Source organism: Aliivibrio sifiae, from assembly GCF_002954715.1.
GTDB lineage: Bacteria > Pseudomonadota > Gammaproteobacteria > Enterobacterales > Vibrionaceae > Aliivibrio > Aliivibrio sifiae.
In genome coordinates this window covers 187,180-207,153 of sequence record NZ_MSCP01000002.1, presented here as the reverse complement: position 1 = coordinate 207,153, position 19,974 = coordinate 187,180, and the positions used below count along the sequence as shown (strand labels likewise).

Annotated in this window: 15 protein-coding genes; 6 read left to right on the top strand and 9 right to left on the bottom strand. The window is 38.1% G+C overall.

Going from position 1 to position 19,974, the window contains the following annotated elements; all coding sequences use genetic code 11:
* Positions 1–33: 33 nt before the first annotated feature.
* The 7 genes from BTO23_RS12255 to BTO23_RS12225 all read right to left on the bottom strand — a co-directional run bounded on the left by BTO23_RS12255 (position 34) and on the right by BTO23_RS12225 (position 10,396).
* Positions 34–1,734 (bottom strand): class I SAM-dependent methyltransferase, encoded by a 1,701-nt coding sequence (locus BTO23_RS12255; protein ID WP_105063657.1) that lies wholly within the window; start codon positions 1,732–1,734, stop codon positions 34–36.
* Positions 1,735–1,754: 20 nt separating this feature from the next.
* Positions 1,755–4,952 carry a DUF3427 domain-containing protein gene (locus BTO23_RS12250; RefSeq protein WP_105063656.1) on the bottom strand — a complete coding sequence of 1,066 codons (3,198 nt, stop codon included), beginning with the start codon at positions 4,950–4,952 and terminating at the stop codon, positions 1,755–1,757.
* 238 nt (positions 4,953–5,190) lie between these two features.
* A complete protein-coding gene (locus BTO23_RS12245; protein ID WP_060992021.1) occupies positions 5,191–5,427 on the bottom strand; it encodes a hypothetical protein in 237 nt (78 codons plus the stop codon).
* 116 nt (positions 5,428–5,543) lie between these two features.
* Positions 5,544–6,371: a CPBP family intramembrane glutamic endopeptidase gene (locus tag BTO23_RS12240; protein WP_105063655.1), complete on the bottom strand. Its 828-nt coding sequence runs from the start codon at positions 6,369–6,371 to the stop codon at positions 5,544–5,546.
* A gap of 177 nt (positions 6,372–6,548) precedes the next feature.
* Positions 6,549–6,899 carry a rhodanese-like domain-containing protein gene (locus tag BTO23_RS12235; RefSeq protein WP_105063654.1) on the bottom strand — a complete coding sequence of 117 codons (351 nt, stop codon included), beginning with the start codon at positions 6,897–6,899 and terminating at the stop codon, positions 6,549–6,551.
* Between the two features lie 187 nt (positions 6,900–7,086).
* Positions 7,087–8,571 (bottom strand): dipeptide/tripeptide permease DtpA, encoded by a 1,485-nt coding sequence (gene dtpA, locus BTO23_RS12230; RefSeq protein ID WP_061003443.1) that lies wholly within the window; start codon positions 8,569–8,571, stop codon positions 7,087–7,089.
* Positions 8,572–8,929: 358 nt separating this feature from the next.
* Complete coding sequence (locus BTO23_RS12225; RefSeq protein WP_061012135.1) at positions 8,930–10,396, bottom strand: peptide MFS transporter; 1,467 nt, start codon at positions 10,394–10,396, stop codon at positions 8,930–8,932.
* Positions 10,397–10,823: 427 nt separating this feature from the next.
* Here BTO23_RS12225 and BTO23_RS12220 point away from each other — a divergent pair, with 427 nt between their 5' ends.
* The 6 genes from BTO23_RS12220 (at position 10,824) to BTO23_RS12195 (ending at position 17,903) form a co-directional block, all read left to right on the top strand.
* Positions 10,824–11,936 (top strand): NADH:flavin oxidoreductase, encoded by a 1,113-nt coding sequence (locus BTO23_RS12220; protein WP_105063653.1) that lies wholly within the window; start codon positions 10,824–10,826, stop codon positions 11,934–11,936.
* A gap of 473 nt (positions 11,937–12,409) precedes the next feature.
* Positions 12,410–13,597 (top strand): glycine betaine/L-proline ABC transporter ATP-binding protein ProV, encoded by a 1,188-nt coding sequence (gene proV / locus BTO23_RS12215; RefSeq protein ID WP_105063652.1) that lies wholly within the window; start codon positions 12,410–12,412, stop codon positions 13,595–13,597.
* A gap of 4 nt (positions 13,598–13,601) precedes the next feature.
* Entirely contained in the window at positions 13,602–14,687 is a 1,086-nt protein-coding gene (gene proW / locus BTO23_RS12210) for a glycine betaine/L-proline ABC transporter permease ProW (protein WP_105063651.1), read from the top strand.
* Between the two features lie 2 nt (positions 14,688–14,689).
* Complete coding sequence (proX, locus tag BTO23_RS12205) at positions 14,690–15,697, top strand: glycine betaine/L-proline ABC transporter substrate-binding protein ProX (RefSeq protein ID WP_105063650.1); 1,008 nt, start codon at positions 14,690–14,692, stop codon at positions 15,695–15,697.
* A gap of 246 nt (positions 15,698–15,943) precedes the next feature.
* Positions 15,944–16,603 (top strand): nitroreductase family protein, encoded by a 660-nt coding sequence (locus tag BTO23_RS12200; protein WP_105063649.1) that lies wholly within the window; start codon positions 15,944–15,946, stop codon positions 16,601–16,603.
* 199 nt (positions 16,604–16,802) lie between these two features.
* The gene (locus tag BTO23_RS12195; protein WP_060992003.1) at positions 16,803–17,903 is read left to right on the top strand and encodes an alkene reductase; all 1,101 of its coding nucleotides are present in this window, start codon (positions 16,803–16,805) and stop codon (positions 17,901–17,903) included.
* 51 nt (positions 17,904–17,954) lie between these two features.
* On the opposite strand, the gene BTO23_RS12190 is transcribed toward BTO23_RS12195, so the two are convergent.
* Positions 17,955–18,926: a LysR family transcriptional regulator gene (locus BTO23_RS12190; RefSeq protein ID WP_061003434.1), complete on the bottom strand. Its 972-nt coding sequence runs from the start codon at positions 18,924–18,926 to the stop codon at positions 17,955–17,957.
* A 50-nt stretch (positions 18,927–18,976) separates the two neighbouring features.
* A complete protein-coding gene (locus BTO23_RS12185) occupies positions 18,977–19,906 on the bottom strand; it encodes a Gfo/Idh/MocA family protein (RefSeq protein WP_060992001.1) in 930 nt (309 codons plus the stop codon).
* Between the last annotated feature and the right edge of the window lie 68 nt (positions 19,907–19,974).

The following is a 19,974-nucleotide window of genomic DNA, read 5'->3' as shown; positions in this document are numbered from 1 at the left end:
CTTCCTTAACTCATCAATAAAAGTAGGGAATATTTACCACTCTCTAACTAATAAACGACTTTGAACTCCTTTAATTTGAAATCCCATAGCATTGAACACCTCCTCAAAATCCCTACATTGAGGAGGAATATTTGGTAATGAAAGAGCGGCTTCATTAAAAAAGCGTTGCTGCTCATTTGGATTTTCCCATGCCATTTCCCACCAAGCCAAAATTGTTGGCTTAGATTTTTCAAGTCGATTTAGTGAAGGGACTCTATCGCTTTTCTTTAAATTTAGCGCCTTACTCGAAGGCAATAAATTCCAATGATCATTATTTGGCCAATACGCAAAGGGTAAACAATGATCTACATGATACTCGTCATTGATTTTAGTTTGCCCCCAAACACATTGAATCGAATGGCCCTTTGATTTTAAGTCTTCTATTTTCGAGCGAATACGATTCGTATCATGCTTTTTATCTAACCAAACTAAACAATCATGATACGTTTGTAGCGTTATATTATTCTCTCTATTCGCCTCAAATCGCTGCATTTCAGAAATCCACTGATTCACCACTAATGGTTCAATCCACGAATAATAAAGACGGAAACACTCCCAAAGATTCTGCTTTAATACAAACGAACCAAAGCTCTCAAAAAAAGCAGAATCGAGCACGATACTTGATTCAACTTTACGTCTTTTAGAAGGGGTTACTGTAGAAAACTCTTGATTATTATCTTCTAAAGAGCCTGAATAAATAAACTTAATAGGTCCATCTTTCATAGTTTTTATCGTCGCTTGTATTGCTTTTTGTAAGGCTTTTGCGTCTTCATTACAAAATACAGCGCCAATAGCTAAATCATCCGCCGATAAATGAGTCAGTTTCTCCCACCCGTCTTCAGTTATAAATGCTAGGCCTTTTTTAGTATTGCTGTTTTGCTGGATATTTCCGACATCAATTAATCGTTTATAAGCTTTAATCCAATAAAGAGCAACTAGCCCTAACGGAATAGAAACTTCGCCATCAGTCCTATCCATCACACAACCAGAATGAGCATCTGCAATACGCAATAACACACGCAGTAGTGCTAATTTGTAGGTTGAACTTTTACTGTCATTAACAATGATATGACGGACTTTATTAAGATCACCTGAACCATCGTCAGGTAAACTCATCACAATGGTTTGCCATTGAACCTCACCACGTTTTAACGCATCAGGCTCAATATCTGTAACTAAACGAGTATGTAAACAAGCATCTTTTGAAAATTGAGCTAATTCATCAGTTGAACATGAATACGAGTTTCTTCCATCACTAAAATCACCATGACGTAAACTGATAACCAAACGGCCATTTGGAGCAAGAAGATTAGAAAGCTTTCGAAAAGCACGAGCCCGGGAACTAGGTGGAATGTGCATCCACACTGCGCTAACTAAAATTACATCAAAGCGCATACCTAATCCGATGGTATGGCTCAATTCAGGTAATGAATCATCCAACCATTGCACTTGCTCGCCTGTGTATTTTTTACCTAAATCTCGCATTTTCTTCGCGGGTTCTAACGCAATAACAGTACATTTTTGATCTGAGAACCATTTGGCATCTCGACCAACACCTGCCCCCACATCCAAAATTTTCTCACCAGAAAATGGCCAGAATAGTTTCCAACTAGCATGAACTTCTTCAAACATTACTGATGTGTAATGTTGAAGTAGCTCTTCTGAATGTTGATTATAGAATTGAATGTTCTTCATGACTGTTATGTACTGCCTTATCAACCTATCGAAAGTTTCGCGGTATCATGCCACATGTAAGCAGGCATTGGATGCTTTAGTTTCCATGTTATGTTCATTGGTTGACTCCCTTCATATTTAACAAAATCAACGGGACCAAAATTAACAAACCCCATAGTTCGTCCAAACTCATCTTTAGCTTGTTCTCTCACAAATAAAACATAGGTTTTTTCTGTTTGAGCTTGCTGTATATAGCTCAATCCTCGACCAGATTGAGGCTTAGCGCTATTCTGAGTCTGCCAATGAAACAAGGTATCGCTGATAGCATAATCATGATACATCGTTGTCACAGAAAACTGTTTTTCACATTTATTTAATGTCACAAAAAGAAGTTCAGTATTTGCATTTTTAATACTTAAAACACCTTCTCTACTTGATGATTTCTTTTCAAATGAACTATCACCAAAAGCAACCAATATATGCTCTTTAGGGTAGCGAGCATGCATATTTAAAGGAACTACATTAGCTACAAGCTTTGAAAAAGGAGTCATGCTAAATTCATTTACATTTAATCTCTTAATTAATAGTTGAACGACTTCTAATATCTCTTTTTGTAGTTCAGTATGTCTAACTTTCTTAAAGCTATCAGAAAGTTCACTAAATCCACAGTGCTGGCCTGATTTATCCCAGTAATCATAATGTAGCATTAAAGACATTAAACCTTTTTTACAGTCTTCAACCTGATAGAGGTCCCAATTAAATTCATTTTCAATACCATATTTAACAAAGTTCAAGTATGAAAGTGATGTACAAATGAGTAAGCGATTATTAATAGCCCGATAATAAGCAGTGTAAATATCTAATTCTTTTTTATCTAAGGATAATCCACGGCTTTCAAGCAATAATGCTTGCCACCCTCCACATTTACCAATTTTGACTTTATAGATGTCTTCTAGGTTTATATGAGGATAAATAACTAAAAAATTAGATAACGTTAAAGGTAAACTACTTACATTCGAAAAATTTCTTATTAAATTCAGAAGTTTATTTTTATTTAATATTGCTTGATTAATACTCTTCAGGATAATTGCTTGGGATTTTTCTTGTAACTCAATACGACAACCAAGAGGGAGGTGAGGAAATCCTTGTTTGATTTCTTTCGCCATCGATTGTGTTGTCCTATCCATCAATGCACTAAATTTATGAGTAAAATCATAATCCGGACGCACATTGCCAACAAAATCTAAAATAGTGCAACACTCTTTACCTTTTGTTAAACGCAAACCACGTCCTAATTGTTGTAAAAATACAGTTAGGCTCTCTGTTGGTCGTAAGAAAAGTAAAGTATCTAATTCAGGAATATCTACACCTTCATTAAACATATCAACGACAAAAAGCACATGTATTTGCTTAGATTTCAATCTCTGAAGTTGCAATTCTCGCTCATTACGATTGTCAGATGTAAGAACACCACAGGGAATATTATATAGACTGAATTTTTGGGCCATATATTTAGCGTGATTCTTACTAACACAAAAAGCTAATGCTCGCATTTGTGTAATATCAGTAACAATCTCATTCAATGATTGAATAATACGAGATACACGCTGATCATTATGAGTATATACATGAGTTAATTCAGCAATATCATATCGACCTTTTACCCAAGGAACTGCCGATATATCAGTATCATCATCTATACCAAAATACTGGAATGGAGTCAGAAGCCTTTGATTGATCGCTTCAGGTAAACGAATATCAGCAGCTATTACGCCACCAAAATCACTTAGGATATCAGCTCCATCTTGTCTTTCAGGCGTAGCCGTTAGTCCAAGTAATATATTTGGAGAAAAGTGTTCTAAAACAGACCGATAAGAACTAGCTGCAATATGGTGAACTTCATCTATTACGATATAGTCATAATAACTTGGACTTAACCCTAAGCTTGTTAGGTTATTGTTTAAACTTTGAATTGAAGTAAATAAATGCTTATAGCTAGTAGGCTTATAATTACCTACCCATAGTTCACCAAAAGAACTATTTTTCAATACACCTCTATATGCACCTTGTGCTTGTTTTAAAATCTCTTCTCTGTGTGCTATAAATAAAAAATTAGCTTCTGGATTAGCTTTATAATAACGTTCAAAATCAAATGCTGAAATGATTGTTTTACCTGTTCCAGTCGCTGAAACTACTAAATTTTTATAGCGCTGATGAATATCTCTTTCTGCTTGAAGCTGTTCAAGTATCCGCTGTTGATGTGAGTGTGGTGTTATATCAAAATAAAAATTAGAGACCGGTAATCCTTTCCCACCTCGAGCTTCTTGTAAAGCTTGATTCAATTTTTCCTTACTTTCACTCTGACCATCAAATAATTCAAAATCTGCTGATTCCCAATAGGTTTCAAACGTCTTTAGACTTTTATCAATTACCTGAGAAATTTCTTGTGACGTGATTTTCAAATTCCATTCAAGACCTTTAGTTAAAGCTGAATAGGATAGATTTGATGAGCCAATGTAACCTGTGTGATAACCAGTATTTCGTTTAAAAAGATATGATTTTGCATGTAATCGTTCACGTTGAGTATTGTAACTTAATTTTACTTGGGTATTAGGCAACGAAGCTAAAAATTCAACGGCTTTGGCATCTGTAGCTCCCATATATGAAGTAGTAATGATTCGTAATTTTTTACCTGCTCTAGTAAAATTTTCAAGTTCCTTTTTAAAAATACGGATACCTGTCCATTTAATAAATGATACTAACCAATATATTTCATCAGCAGACTGTATTTCACGCTTAATCTCACTTTCTAATGAAACGCCAACATTGCTGCCACAAAAAAGCTCACTATGAGTTAGTCCTGTTTCTGGCATGATTGATTCTGCATACTTAGTAAGATCAGCTGCTATTGGATCCGCCTTATCAAATAACGCAGTTAAAATTCGCCCTTGAGTATCCAATAGATTTTCAGAAATAAAATCATCATCATTAATGTGTTCACTCAACCAATGAATCATACGGTTAGCTAATGAGATTTGTTCATATATTCGACTATCATTATTATCTGGAATACACGCCATTACTCTTTCAATTAGATGACTTAAAAAACGAGTAACCCAAATAGCGGCTTCCTCTTTTTCTAAGCTCCGCTTACCGATATAAAAATCATTAGAATTACTTTCCAATTTTTTCTCAACAAGCTGAGTTATAAGCTGTTCATATATTCCAGATGCTTTCACTGTTAGCCTTTAAAATTTTATATACCTAAAAATGATTACCTTATAATAAAGGCAGTAAGCATAATTAAATAGTCAAACCTATTAAACTTGCTCTATATTTCATAAAAATACCTAGCCCTGATTGTGACCCGTAGGGCCAAGACACAGCGAAGCGTTTTGTGGCTTGGTTGAGCCATTGGGGTTTACGAAGAATGAGCAACCCCAATTCGCGAGATAAAGCAGGTTGCCCGAAGGGTGCTTACATTACGTTGTTTAAATTGCGCTGTTGGTCCATGTAGACTTTTAAGCGGTTTACTCTTGATTCAATCTCTTTTTCTTTTAGCTCACCTCGCTTCATTGCGAACTTGATGGCTTGCTGATCGTACACGCCTTCGTTTTGCATCTTCATATTACTGATGCTGTTTTTAAGCTCTTCTTGGCTTCTGTCTCGTTCAATAGATTCGGTTTGAATTTTACCAATCGCTTCTATTTTCATATAAACCTCTGACTAGGATATTTTTATTATTTTATGGCACATTAGATCCAAGTTCTGTAGCGGTCAAGTAAAACTGAAAGCGCTCTGTCTGTAAGTATGAAGAGCGCCTCTGTTTTTTATTTCATCATTGGGTAGGTGAAGAACAATAGATGAGCAAAATTAAATAAGAAGTGGAATAGCACAGCAACCCACAAACGTGAACTGTAGTGATAAACCAAGCCATAACCAACACCCGCTAGCGTAGCAAAAGCAACCAAGAGTAAACCGCCGCCAATGTGTGCTAAACCAAATAATAGACTTGCCACTGCTACGCCTGCTATCCAACCAAATTGTTTACTTAATGATTGCTGCACAAAACCACGGAAAAAGGCTTCTTCTGCTACACAAGTAAGCAGTAAGTTATTTAACGCAAATAACCACCACCAATTAGGGATAGTTAGCTCTGGTTGTAAAGCGCCTAATCCCCATGCTATTGGTAATAAACTAAATAATGGAATCGCGGTGAGTAGAATAGCTTTTTTATTCAACGTCACCTTATTTCCTAAAATTGCAGGATAAGCGAGTAGCAATCCAAAAAAGATGAATGGCTTATCTAGGTTTAAGTACATTGAAAAAGGGATGCTTTGTGGGCCAGTAATAACCGCATCAAGCACTTTGGCATTGGTAAACCCTGGTATTAGGTGTAGGAAAAGAGCGATACACCAAAGGAAGAGAAATAGGTAAGCTCCTATCTGCCATTTGCGCTCTAGGCTTGGGGTTTTATAAGCGATAAAGAGGCCAACAATAAGGGCAACTAAGCCTATTATATTGAGTCTTTGTTCTATTAATCCGCCGATTAAGCTAATAGCAAGCAGAGCTAAACTGGGTTTGGTTTGATGAGCAAAAGCAAATATGATGGCTAGGGAGAGTGGCAACCAAATCCACATTGAGATATCTAAAATCATAGCAAGTCCTTTAAAAGTAATAGCGACGTCTAAGCGCGTCTTAAATGTGAAGCTAAGCCTACTTATAGGTTGCTACAATGAAAAGATAAATACGCTTTTTTGTCGCTATTTTTAAAGGACTTTGTATTAGGTGAATATATTTTAAGCAATAATCTTTTAATGAACTCTAAATGTTATTTATTTTGTCGGTTGGCTTGAGAGCATTTCATCTAAACCACCACCATTGTGTACTTGAGTAAAGCCTTCTTGTTGTAGGTAACTCATGGCTTTCCCTGAACGATTACCGCTGCGGCAATACACTACAATTGGGGTGTTTTTATCTATGTCTGCAAAGGCGGTATTCACGGTGTTTAAAGGAAGGTTTGCGGCTCCCTTTACGTGTCCTTGGTTAAATTCGTTAGGAGTGCGTACATCAATTAATAACGCACCGTGATCCACAAGTTCCCACGCTTTATCGCTTCGCTCTGAGGCCACACTGTTAAAAGAGGCCATAGCAAGTAGCAGACACAATCCTGCTTTGATTTTCATTTATTGTCCTTGTTAAATGCTTAGTAAAATTTGTCTTATTTTAATCTGGATTGTGATTTCCTGTATAAAGTGTTGGTCGTATTTATAGGCGAGATCAAAAAAAGCCAGCGTATTCACCTTTATCAGGAAATAACACTGGCTTTCTTTTTATATCAACTGGATTAAATTAAGCTGATGCTCTTTTTTATTACGCGCTAGCGGCTTCTGTTTGCCCTGTTGTTTCACCACGAATAATGCGTGTTAACTTAGGTGCAATCATTAGTGTAATTACCGCTACGATAGCTGTTGCGTAACCAATTTTGCCAAACACATCGCTGTAGATAGCTAATGTTTGGTTTGCATCTGTTAAACCTGCAGGAGCTGTAGTCAATGCTGCAACCCAACCTGCAATAACAGCGGCAGTTGCTGAGGTTAAGAACCACATCCCCATCGCAAACCCCATCATGCGTTGTGGTACAAGTTGTGCCACCATCGCAAGACCTAAACCAGAAACCAGTAGCTCACCTAATGATTGGAAAGCATAACAAGCGACTAACCAGTTTGAGCTCATGATGCCATCTGCGTTTGCAAAGCTTGCGCCAAATTTTAGAACAAGGAAAGATAAGGCACACAGCACCATGCCAAATGCGAATTTGTATGGCATTGCAAAGCGCTCACCTAGGTTGTTATAGGCGATGGCTAGGATTGGGCTCGCAATCATGATCCAGAATGGGTTTAACGCTTGGAATTGCTCTGGCGCAACAGATAAGCCAAACAAGTTATGCTCGATATTATGAATTGCGAAGAAGTTCAACGACGTTGGCATTTGAAAGTAAAGAACGAAGAACACAACACCTTGCAGCATTAATGCGAATGCAACGAGCATTTTCGCGCGTTCTAGGCCTTGTATTTTGAACGCTTCTTTCATGTAAAGAACAACAATCGTAATACCAACAACCACTAAAATAGCGTGAGCATAAAATAGATGTTGCAGCAGTACTGAACACAAGAAGCTCAATGCAACGGCACCAATTACAACGCCTAAGTACCGCGTTTTATTTACAGCAATTAGATCAGGTTCTGAGCCTACCCCTTTTACCATGCGAGAACACATTAAGAAGTTAATCACGGTAATGATCAAACCAACGGCACTGACACTAAACGCCATGCCGTAGCCAAACTGACTTGCTATCCATGGGGTAAGTAACATTGAGAAGAATGAGCCAAGGTTAATCGCCATGTAGTACATGGTAAATGCGCCATCTAAACGCTTATCGTCTTGATCGTATACTTTAGCAAGTAGGCTTGATGGGTTTGCTTTAAATAGACCATTACCCATAGTAATGAAGCCCATTGCAACATAGATAAGACCTGAACCGCCAATATTACCAGCTGATGCTGAAACACCTAAGAGTGCGTAACCTATGGTTAATATTAACGCGCCGAGTGTGATGGTTCGTTTGGTGCCAATGACTTTATCACCAACCCAACCGCCAATGGCTACAGAGCCAAAGATTAATGCTGAGAATGCACCAAAAAGAATGAAAGACTCAGACTCTGACATTCCTAAAATTTTAACCAAATAAACAGCTAAAATGGCTTGCATACCGTAGAAGCCAAAACGCTCCCAAAACTCGATAGAAAAGATTAAATAAAACTGCTTAGGCTGCTTGAATACATTCAAGTTAGACATAAATAAATCCTTGTGTATGTTGTGGTTTGCTATTTTTTTTATGCTTTTTTACTAATTACACAACCAACTTACTTATTTAACATTTAGTTATCACTAGCCATAAATGAAATCTAAAATGCTATTTTTGGAACCATCAATAAGGTCTCATTTAATCAACAACTTACAAAATGAAACACTAAGAAACATTTAGTAACAAATTTTACTGACATAGTGATGACAACTTAAAATGACTTTTAATGCAGAGCGAAATTTAAGAAATATAAATGAAGGACTTACAAAGACGAAAGAGAATAGAAGCGATAAAGAGGATATAGAAGCAACAACAAACCCCATGATTTGTTGTTGCTCATAAGAAGAATTACATTGCGGCTTGTTTACGGTGTTTAAAATCAACCAGCATGCCAAGTACAAATACGCCTACCGTCACAAATAGGATACTTTGAAATACATGGTGATATTGAGTCGCTGACACAATCAGATCCAATGTGCCTGCATTTGCTCCAGTATCTGTTGAGGTAAACTGTGCAATATCAGCCGCTAAATAGTTAGCTACAGATCCCCCTGCAAGCATGTAGATACCTGCTAATGTTCCTGTTGCACCTTGTGGGTTTAGTCGTGTAATCGCAGCAAGGGCCACTGGATCAATAAACAGCTCGGCGACCCCAATACATAACAAGCCAACCATTAACCAAACAAAGGTGGTTTCACCGCTGGCCATCGCTAATTTAGAAGACAATGTAATTAAGCTAAACCCTGCGGTTAATAATAAAAGACCAATATTTAACTTAGTTAATGTTCTTACAGAGATACTTTTTGAATCCAGAATTTTCCATAACCAAGCAACCGCTGCGCCACCAACAATAACTGCAATTGGGTTAATCGCTTGGAAAAAAGCCGTTGGGATCGTAAAGCCACCAATATTAGTATTAATGTTACGCTCAATGAACAAGCTGATAGAACTACCACCCTGCTGATCGAATGCCCAAAAAACCGTACCAAATAACATGAAGTACATGATTGAATTTAGCTTTTGACGATCTTCTGCATCACTTTTACGATATAGATTAATGATATGAACCAAAGACATTAGACAGATAACAAATAAAATATACCCTGCCCATAGGTTTTTAAGCACAAAGACTAAACCTAGCGTTGCTACTGCAACTGCTGCGATCAATAAAGACCAATGTGGAATACCGGCACTTTTTTTCTTTAACGCTGGCATATTTGGTTGGCTTACGTGGCTAAAGTATTTACGGCCTGAGATAAACACACACAAACCGATAAACATACCAATACCGGCCAATGAGAAGCCAACATTCCAACCCCATTTCATTGCAGCGAAACCACATAAAATAGGCGCAATCATTGAGCCAATATTGCCACCAATATAAGAGATAGAGAAACCGGCTTCACGCCCATGCTCTTGCTCTTTGGTTTGATAAAGTTCACCTAACAAACAACTAGAATTGGTTTTAAAGAAGCCATAACCGCAAATAATAAGTGACAAGGCTAAATACAATGTCGAGTGATCACTGCTTGGAATGCTCAATACAAAGTGCCCACCAACCATAAGCAAGCTACCAAGAACCACTGACCAGTAATTACCAAGGTACTTATCTGCTAAATAACCACCAATAATAGGTGTTACATACACAAGTGATGTATACGCACCATACAAGGCATAGGCATGTTGGTCTGACATTAATAGCTTTTCCGTTAAGAAAAGAATCAATAAAGAGCGCATGCCGTAATAGCTAAAGAATTCCCACATCTGTATTGCAATAATATGGAATATCCCTTTTGGTTGTTTAATCGTATTCATCTGTTGCCTCGTGACTGCTGCATCGAATAAGTATCAATAAGTTACTTCGGTACTTATTCAGTAATATTGAGTAAACATACACAGCAACGATTAAAACACCAAGAAGTTTGCGGCAAATCTCGTGCAACATAAGTTTTCAAAAATAGAGGTCAAAAAATGACATAAAAATCTCATATATAACCAACTGATAAATTTATAAAAAATTGAATAAAAGACAAGCAATCAGAAGCATTCCCTCATCGATATGACTGGTTCTTAATATAGATTAAGGATTTTTAGTTATATTGTCGGTTATATTGACGACGATTCATCAAACCTGACGAAAATGCACAAAAAAAGAACAGCCCTGCCAATGAGTGTACGGCTGTTCTTTTTTGTCCTTTTAGTCTTCTGGTGACCAGAAAAACATAATTAAAGAGGATGACACTTGAGCACTTTGTTTACTGAAACCCATATTGGCAATATGAAATTAAAAAACCGCTTTATGCGAAGCGCAACATGGGAAAACATGGCGACCGAAGACGGTCACATGACCGATAAACTATATGATATCTACGAAGAACTCGCTAAGGGTGAAGTCGGACTTATTGTTACCGGTTATGCAAACATTGTGGAAGAAGAAAAACCAAATGCTGGCATGATGGGAATGTATAACGATTCTTTTATTGCTGAATATAAAAAGCTAACCGAATTAGTACATACTCATGATTCTAAAATCGTCATGCAGCTTGCCTATGGCGGCACAAAAACAACCTACAATGTAGGTGAAAGAGTTATATTTGCACCAAGTAAAGTGTGTGAAAGAGGCACAAAGACCTTGGGCAAAGCGATGACGAAAGATGAAATCGATTACATCGTTACGGCTTTTGCTCAAGCAAGTCAGCGAGCACAAGAATCCGGCTTTGATGGCGTAGAGATCCACGCTGCACATACCTATCTCATTAACCAATTTTTAAGCCCATATTACAACCGTCGTGAAGATGAATACGGTGGTAGCTTAGATAATCGCATGAGGTTCTTATTAGAGATTTACGCCGAGATCAGAAGACGGGTTGGTAATGGCTTCCCTATCTTAGTTAAGCTCACTGCATCTGAGTTTTTTGAAGGCGGATTAACCTTTGATGAAACTCGCATTATCTGTAGAAAACTGGAAGAAATTGGCGTTGATGCCATCATCATTTCAGGAAATATTCACGGTAATGCAAGCACCATGATTGGTGAATCTTTTGATGGCTACACGCTTCAAGAAGAAGGCTATTTTCATGAATATGGTAATGCGATCAGCCAAGATATTTCCGTACCCGTGATCACGGTTGGTGGACTAACAGACATTGCGGCCATGGAATCAATGTTGGCGAATACCAATATCCAATATTTTGCCTTATCACGCCCTCTACTTGCAGAGCCTCAACTGATTAAACGTTGGAAAGAAGGTAACCGAGCAGAAGTTGACTGCGAGCGTTGCTCTAAATGCCGAACTAAACGTGGAAATTTCTGTGTGGTGTATAAGAAAAGAAAACCTAAGAAATCACAAGACTAATGCATAGATAGCAATAAGGGTTAGTGCCTCACTAACCCTTGGCCAAAACCGCAACATTTATTTTACCCATCACGACTTCCCTGTCACTTCACTACCCTCTCAAACTTTTGTCTGTCCATAACCATATCAATCCAGAGTAATATCCGTAATCTGAAGCGGTTAAAGAACAGTTACACACTTTTAGTTCGTACTCGAACTAAATTACAAAAGACACCATACCTGCCACTTATTCATTCAATAATAAACTTGTTACCTCATGTTCACAAAAAATATAATGCTCAATTATGGAATATACGATAAAAACACAGAAAATAACAACAAAACAACAAGTTAGAACAAATACAAGTGTTGTTTTTTTTATTATAAACAACAAGAAAAGAAGAGTAGTCGTAACTTTACCGTACAGGAACCCTTGATAAACAATGTCAATTTAATTATAGTACTAATGATTTTTCAATCAAAGGAATTAAAAAATGAATCCCATACTGGAAGTTAAGGGACTGTATAAAGTGTTTGGAGAGGACACTGATCGCGCATTTTCAATGATTAATGAAGGCGCAAATAAAGATGACGTTTTTGAAAAAACAGGATTAACAATTGGTGTTAATGACGTCTCTCTCACTATTCAAGAAGGTGAAATTTTCGTCATTATGGGCCTATCTGGTTCAGGTAAATCCACTTTAGTTCGCCTCCTAAATCGACTCATCGAACCGACCAAAGGTAATGTTTTCCTTAGAGGTAAAGACATTGCTCACATCTCTGAAGATGAGCTTCGCCAAGTCCGCCGCAATAACATCTCAATGGTTTTTCAAAACTTCGCCCTAATGCCACACATGACAGTCATCGAAAATGCTGCTTTTGGTTTAGAGCTTGCTGGTGTTGATATTGAAAAACGCAAACAATGTGCATTAAGTGCATTAGAAAGAGTTGGACTGGATGTTTACGCTGAATCTTACCCTGATGAATTATCAGGTGGTATGAAACAACGTGTTGGTTTAGCACGAGCATTGGCTTGTGACCCAGACATTCTATTAATGGACGAAGCCTTCTCTGCGCTTGATCCTTTGATCAGAACAGAAATGCAAGATGAACTTATTCGTCTCCAAAATGATGATAAACGTACTATTGTCTTTATCTCCCATGATTTGGATGAAGCAATGCGTATCGGGGATAGAATTGCCATCATGCAAAATGGTGAAGTCGTTCAAGTTGGGACTCCTGACGATATTCTTAATAATCCTGCTAATGATTATGTAGAAGCCTTTTTCCGTGGTGTTAATGTCGCTAATGTTTTAACAGCAAAAGACATTGCTCGTAAAAAACCAGCGGCGATGTTTAAAAAATCAGAACATGATGGTCCAGCTTCTGCCCTTCAGTACTTAATGGATAACGACAGAGAATACGGCATTGTCGTAGATAAAAGCAGTCTCTACTCTGGCATTGTTTCTGTCGACTCTCTTGGTGAAGCTCATAACGACAACCGTTCTCTTATCAGTGCACAGCTACCTGAGGGTTTAACACTCAAACCAAACCAACCGATTAATGACATTTTAGGTGTTGTTGCAGATGTACCTTATTCGGTACCTGTGGTTGATGAGAATGGCAATTATTTTGGTGTTGTGACGAAATCACGACTACTTCAGACGTTAGATAAGGGGTAGAACGATGTCATCAGTTCAAACAAATAATGACCCATGGTCACAAACGACAACAGCACCAAGTGCTGATCCTTGGGGTCAAACTGGCGATACATCAACAACGGCAGATTGGCTCAACAGCGAAGTAGTTGAAACCAAACCTTTTGATATTTTGAACCCATTTGAAGAAGCCGTTCTACCCGTTGATACTTGGGTTGAATCAGGCTTGAATTGGTTAGTTGAACATGGACGCCCATTATTCCAAGCAATTCGTGTTCCTATCGATTTTATCTTGAGTTCATTTGAAACCACGTTAGTTTCTACGCCTGCCCCTTTCATGCTACTTATCTTATTTTTATTAGCATGGCAGTTTTCTAACTTTAAACTTGGCGTATCAACCGCTGTATCCTTGTTAGTTATTGGTCTTATCGGCGCATGGTCTCAAGCAATGACAACTCTTGCTTTGGTTATGACTTCGGTCTTTTTCTGTCTGCTTATTGGCCTGCCCATGGGAATTTGGCTAGCAAGAAGTAAAACGGCTGCAAAATTTATTCGACCAATACTCGATGCCATGCAAACAACCCCCGCTTTTGTTTACTTAGTTCCAATCGTTATGTTGTTTGGTATTGGTAATGTTCCGGGCGTTGTTGTAACCATTATTTTCGCACTGCCACCTGTTGTCCGTTTAACCATTCTTGGTATTCAACAAGTACCAGAAGAGTTAATCGAAGCGGGCCATTCATTTGGTGCGAATAAAAAACAGATGCTGTACCGAATTCAACTCCCTCTTGCACTGCCAACAATTATGGCAGGTGTAAACCAAACCTTAATGCTATCGCTATCAATGGTAGTTATCGCCTCAATGATTGCCGTTGGTGGTTTAGGTCAAATGGTATTACGAGGGATCGGCCGTTTAGATATGGGGCTTGCTGCTGTCGGTGGTTTAGGCATTGTTATTCTTGCCATCTTACTTGACCGAATAACTCAAGTATTAGGTGTCAATGCAGGTAACACTAAACTGCGTTGGTATCACATGGGACCCGTTTCTATCCTGCTACGTATTTTTGCTCAAAAGAAAGAACAAAAACCAGAACTAAAACTTAAGGAGAAATAAGAATGATTAATTCATGGAAGAAAGCACTAACAGTAAGTATCGTTTCAACACTCGCTCTATCAACGAATGTTTGGGCAGAGAAACTTCCTGGCGAAGGGGTAACCGTTCAAGCACTTCAATCTACTGTTGCTGAAGAGACATTCCAAACATCGATTGTAAACCGCGCACTTGAAGAGCTTGGTTATGATGTATTACCTACAAAAGAAGTGGATTACAACGTTGCTTATACCTCTATCGCAAAAGGCGATGCTACTTTTTTAGCTGTTGGTTGGTTCCCTCTTCATGCTGATAAATACAAAATGTCTGGTGGTGATGATAAGTTCTTTCGTCAAGGTCAATACGTTAGTGGTGCTGCTCAAGGTTATTTAATTGATAAGAAAACCGCTGATAAATACGGCATTACGAATATCGGTCAATTAAAAGATCCTAAAATTGCTAAGTTATTTGATGCTAATGGTGATGGTAAAGCAGATCTAACAGGCTGTAACCCAGGTTGGGGCTGTGAAATGGTTATTGAACACCAAATATCTGCATTCCAACTTGAAGATACGGTAACTCATAACCAAGGTAATTATGCAGCCATCATTGCTGATACGATTTCACGTTATAAGAATGGCGAGCCTATCCTTTATTACACTTGGACTCCTTACTGGGTGAGTGGCGTGCTTGTTCCTAATAAAGATGTAACATGGTTGGAAGTTCCTTTCTCTGCATTACCTGGAGATCGTAAGAACATTGATACTACGTTATCTAACGGTAAGAACTACGGTTTTGAGATGAACTCTATGCGTATTATTGCAAACAAAGAGTTTGCAGCACAGAACCCATCAGCAGCAAAATTATTTGAAATCATTAAATTGAATATCAATGATGTAAGTGCTCAAAATATGATGATGAGTAAAGGGAAAAACAGTACCGCAGATATCGAATCACACGTAAACGGTTGGATAAAAGCAAACCGTACTCAATTCGATGCTTGGATTGCTGAAGCGAAAAAAGCAGCTCTATAGTTTATCTACTTACATTTAGTTTACACTCATTATTTGTAAATAATATTAAGGCCAATAGCATAAGCTACTGGCCTTTTTTATCTCGGTATTTTTCAATTTAATGGATTATGGTATTTTTGTTCCATAGTCATTGGATAAATACGCTCTGTTTCTCTTGCTTCGTTTTATTTATATTACTTTCATCAACAACGCGTTAGACGGATGTTCTGTCTTGTGCTTTTGTTCATCTTATTTTAGGAAGTAGATATGACTCATCCAATTATTGCCGATTTAAACTCTCGTTACACAGCTAAAAAATACGATGCAACTAAACGCATCTCTGCAGAAGATATGGATGTGATTAAAGAAGCTATCCGTTTATCAGCGTCTTCAATTAACTCTCAGCCTTGGAAATTCATCGTTCTTGAAAGTGATGAAGCTAAAGAGCGTTTCCACGGTACATTCGCGAACATGTTCCAATTTAACCAACCGCACGCAAAAGAAGCATCACATACGATTTTATTTGCACACAACCCTAAGTTTGATAAAGACCAATACAGAAAAGTGGTTGATGCAGAAGTAAGTTCAGGCCACCTTCCTGCTGAACGTTACAACGATATGCTTGATGGTGCGTACGGTTTTGTTGAATTAAATACTGATGAAACTGGCTTTAACGGCAATTGGACTAAAGCACAATCTTACATTGCTTTAGGCAACACACTACATACGCTTGCTCGTATGGGTATCGCTTCTACTTCTATGGAAGGCGTTGATGCACAGCTAATTGGCGAAACATTTAAAGATGAGCTTGATGGTTACGTTTGTGACTTTGCTCTTGCTCTGGGTTACCACAAAGACGTTGAAGATTATAACTACGGTCTTCCAAAAGCACGTCTACCAATGGAAGACGTAATTACTGTTCTATAATATACAAAGCAGTCCTATGTGCTAATCATAGAAATAGAAGGTCAGACAGATGTCTGACCTTTTTTGTGTTCACCGTAATAAATAATAACAGAACATTATTAAATCGATAAAAAATCATAATTTCAGTTTTATCATCCAACACGATATCCTCTTTTAAAATTTGCGAACCCATTTATGAGTAAAATAAGAGGATCTACCAATGAAAAACGCACTCTTCCAACCAATGCAACTTGGTAACCTTACACTTAAAAACCGTATTGTAATGCCACCAATGACGCGTTCTCGTGCAAGCCAACCTGGTAATGCTGCTAACGATATGATGGCTGAATACTACGCTCAACGAGCAAGTGCTGGCCTTATTATTGCTGAAGGAACTCAAATATCAGCAATGGCTCAAGGCTATGCATGGACTCCGGGTATTTACTCTCAAGAACAAATCACAGGTTGGAAAAAAGTAACTGACGCTGTCCACGCAAAAGGCGGAGCTATCTTTGCTCAGCTTTGGCATGTCGGTCGTGTAACACACCCAGACAACATTGGTGGTCAACAGCCAATTTCATCTTCGGCTATCAAAGCAGAGAATGTAAAAGTATTTATCGATAACGGTACTGATGAGCCCGGTTTTGTTGATGTTGTTGAACCACGTGAAATGACAAAACAAGATATTAAAAATGTCGTCGCTGAGTATCGTCAAGCGGCATTAAATGCAATTGAAGCTGGCTTTGACGGTGTTGAACTTCATGCGGCTAATGGCTACTTGATTAATCAATTCATCGATTCAGAAGCAAATAATCGTGATGATGAATACGGTGGCTGTATAGAAAATCGTCTACGTTTTTTAGGCGAAGTTATTGAAGCAATGGTCGATGCTATTGGCACTGATCGTGTAGGTGTTCGTCTCGCGCCATTTACATCACTCAATGGCACAGTAGATAAGGCACCGGTTGAAACCTACACTGCTGCAGCTATTTTACTCGATTACCTAAATGTGGTTTATATGCACATTGCTGAAGTTGATTGGGACGATGCGCCAGATACACCGTCAGAATTTAAACAAGCGATTCGTGAAGCTTATACAGGAACCATTATTTATGCTGGCCGTTATAATACAGATAAAGCTGGGCAAGCATTGATCAGTGGTGTTGCAGATATGGTTGGCTTTGGTCGTCCATTTATTGCCAATCCTGATTTACCAAGCCGCATCAAAAACGATTACCCATTAGCAAATCACGAGCCAAGCACGTTATTTGGTGGGGCTGAAAAAGGCTTACTTGATTACCCTGAATATCAAGCAATCTAAGTAAGCCTATCTTATTGAAAATAATCTATAACCCTGCTTTTTTGAGTGGGGTTATTTTTTTATTACGTTCTTATTTATTTGGTACATGGTGTCAAAGTTCGGGATGTGTTGCTCCCAGCGTGGTGATTCACCAATATAAGATTGAACGGCTGCAATAAACTCACGAACTAAAGCTGTTTGCTGTCTGTGTGGGTAGATAGCATAAACCGCTAACCCTTGATTACAAATAGTGTAATTTGTTAATAATGGCGTTAATTGCATTTCGTCTATTGAACGAGCCAAGTTAGATGATGCTATCGTAGCGTAACCTAACCCATCTTGAACTGCTGTAAGCAAAGTACTTACATCATTCACCTTGTAATTTCCTTTCATTTTATAATTATTAAACACACCTGAATCTGGTGTTTCACTGCATCTAACAACATCAACAGTCAATGAACCATTGCTGTAAATTACCGAAGGTAGACTCACTAACTCTTCAGGTGTTTTTGGCTCACCATATTGAGCAATAAAATCATGGGAAGCTAATACAACAGCGCGAATATCTGCAATTTTTTTCGCGATTAAACTCGAGTCATCTAATCGACCTAATCGAAAAGCCACATCGAAGTGATCTGAAATGATATCTGAACGTTTATCATCCATCAAAAGGACGATCTCCACTTCAGGATAGCGCTTCATAAATTGACTAATTACAGGTTGCAGATAGTGTTGTCCGATATGCAATGGCGCAGTAATTCGGATACGTCCTTTTGGCTCTGCATGATAAGAATCAGCAATGGTTTGCACATGCCCAATAGTGCTCACTAAATTATGAGCTTGCTCTAAGATCTCTTCACCTGCTGGAGTTAAAGAGAAGGAACGAGTAGAACGGTTAAGCAGCTGTACTCCAAGCTCAGTTTCTAGCTTTTTAATCTGCTTAGATAATGACGAATTATCCATATCATGTAATGCCGCAGCTTTAGTAAATGAGCCTTGTTGCACAACATCAATAAAAAGCGAGAGCTGATTAACCAGTGACATGAATGTTCCTTTTATTCTATAGAAGTAAAGTGCCCGAAATCTGAGTGCGATTATTTAATTTGATTACGTATTTTTTGATAAATACGTTCAGCTAACTGGTGGCTTGCTATATTACGGTCAATAACATGAGTCGCCATACTGCCTTTTTCAATCACTGTAATCCAATCTTTAAGCATATTATCAAACCCCTTACTAGCAAGCATCGGAGTCCAATCTTTCAAGTTAAGTTTTTGTTCGCTACTATTCTTCCACACTTTCCCTTCTGTAAAAGAGGAAAATTCATACGCACAGTTATCATAACTTGCTGAGACTCGCTCAGTAGTAATACCAAAATTTCGGTCCATTGATGCATGTAAAAGTGTGTTCCCTGCTTGCCATTGCACATCCAATCTCGACAACTGGTTCCCTTTTTGTTGATGAGTAATATAAAGATCATCAACTGATGATTGAGCATTAAGGTTAATGCTATCAAGAGGATGAATGAAATCATCAAAAATAAACGTGCGAAGATCTCCAGGAAGATCGTGGCGATGCTTTTCCCAACGAAACGATCTTAAATCTCCCACTTTTCCCTTCGCAAGCTCAGGTAAAGACTGATTATAAAGCGGAATATGACGACGATTAAAACCAACATAAAGTGGTTGGTTTTGTTGTGCAGCAATAGCGTAAAGTTGTTCAACCTCTTCAGCTGAATCGGCTAATGGTTTATCTACAAATGTTGGAATGCCATTTTTTAAGAAAAAAGAAGCAATATCAAAATGAACGTTGGTTGCAGCATGGATCATCACCGCATCAACCCCCATACCAAGCAATTGTTGGTAATCACGACAAATCTGATCCACTCTGTATTTCGATGATAACTGTTTTAATGTATCTGCATTTCGAGTACAAAATACAGGGTGAACATCTTGACGCTGAGTAATAATAGGTAAATAAGCCTTTTGCGCAATATCCCCTAAACCGATGATTCCAATTTTCATGTCTGTCCTTATTTATTCTTTTTTCAGTATAATTTAAATTATTTTAACATTCTTGGAATGTTAAAAGT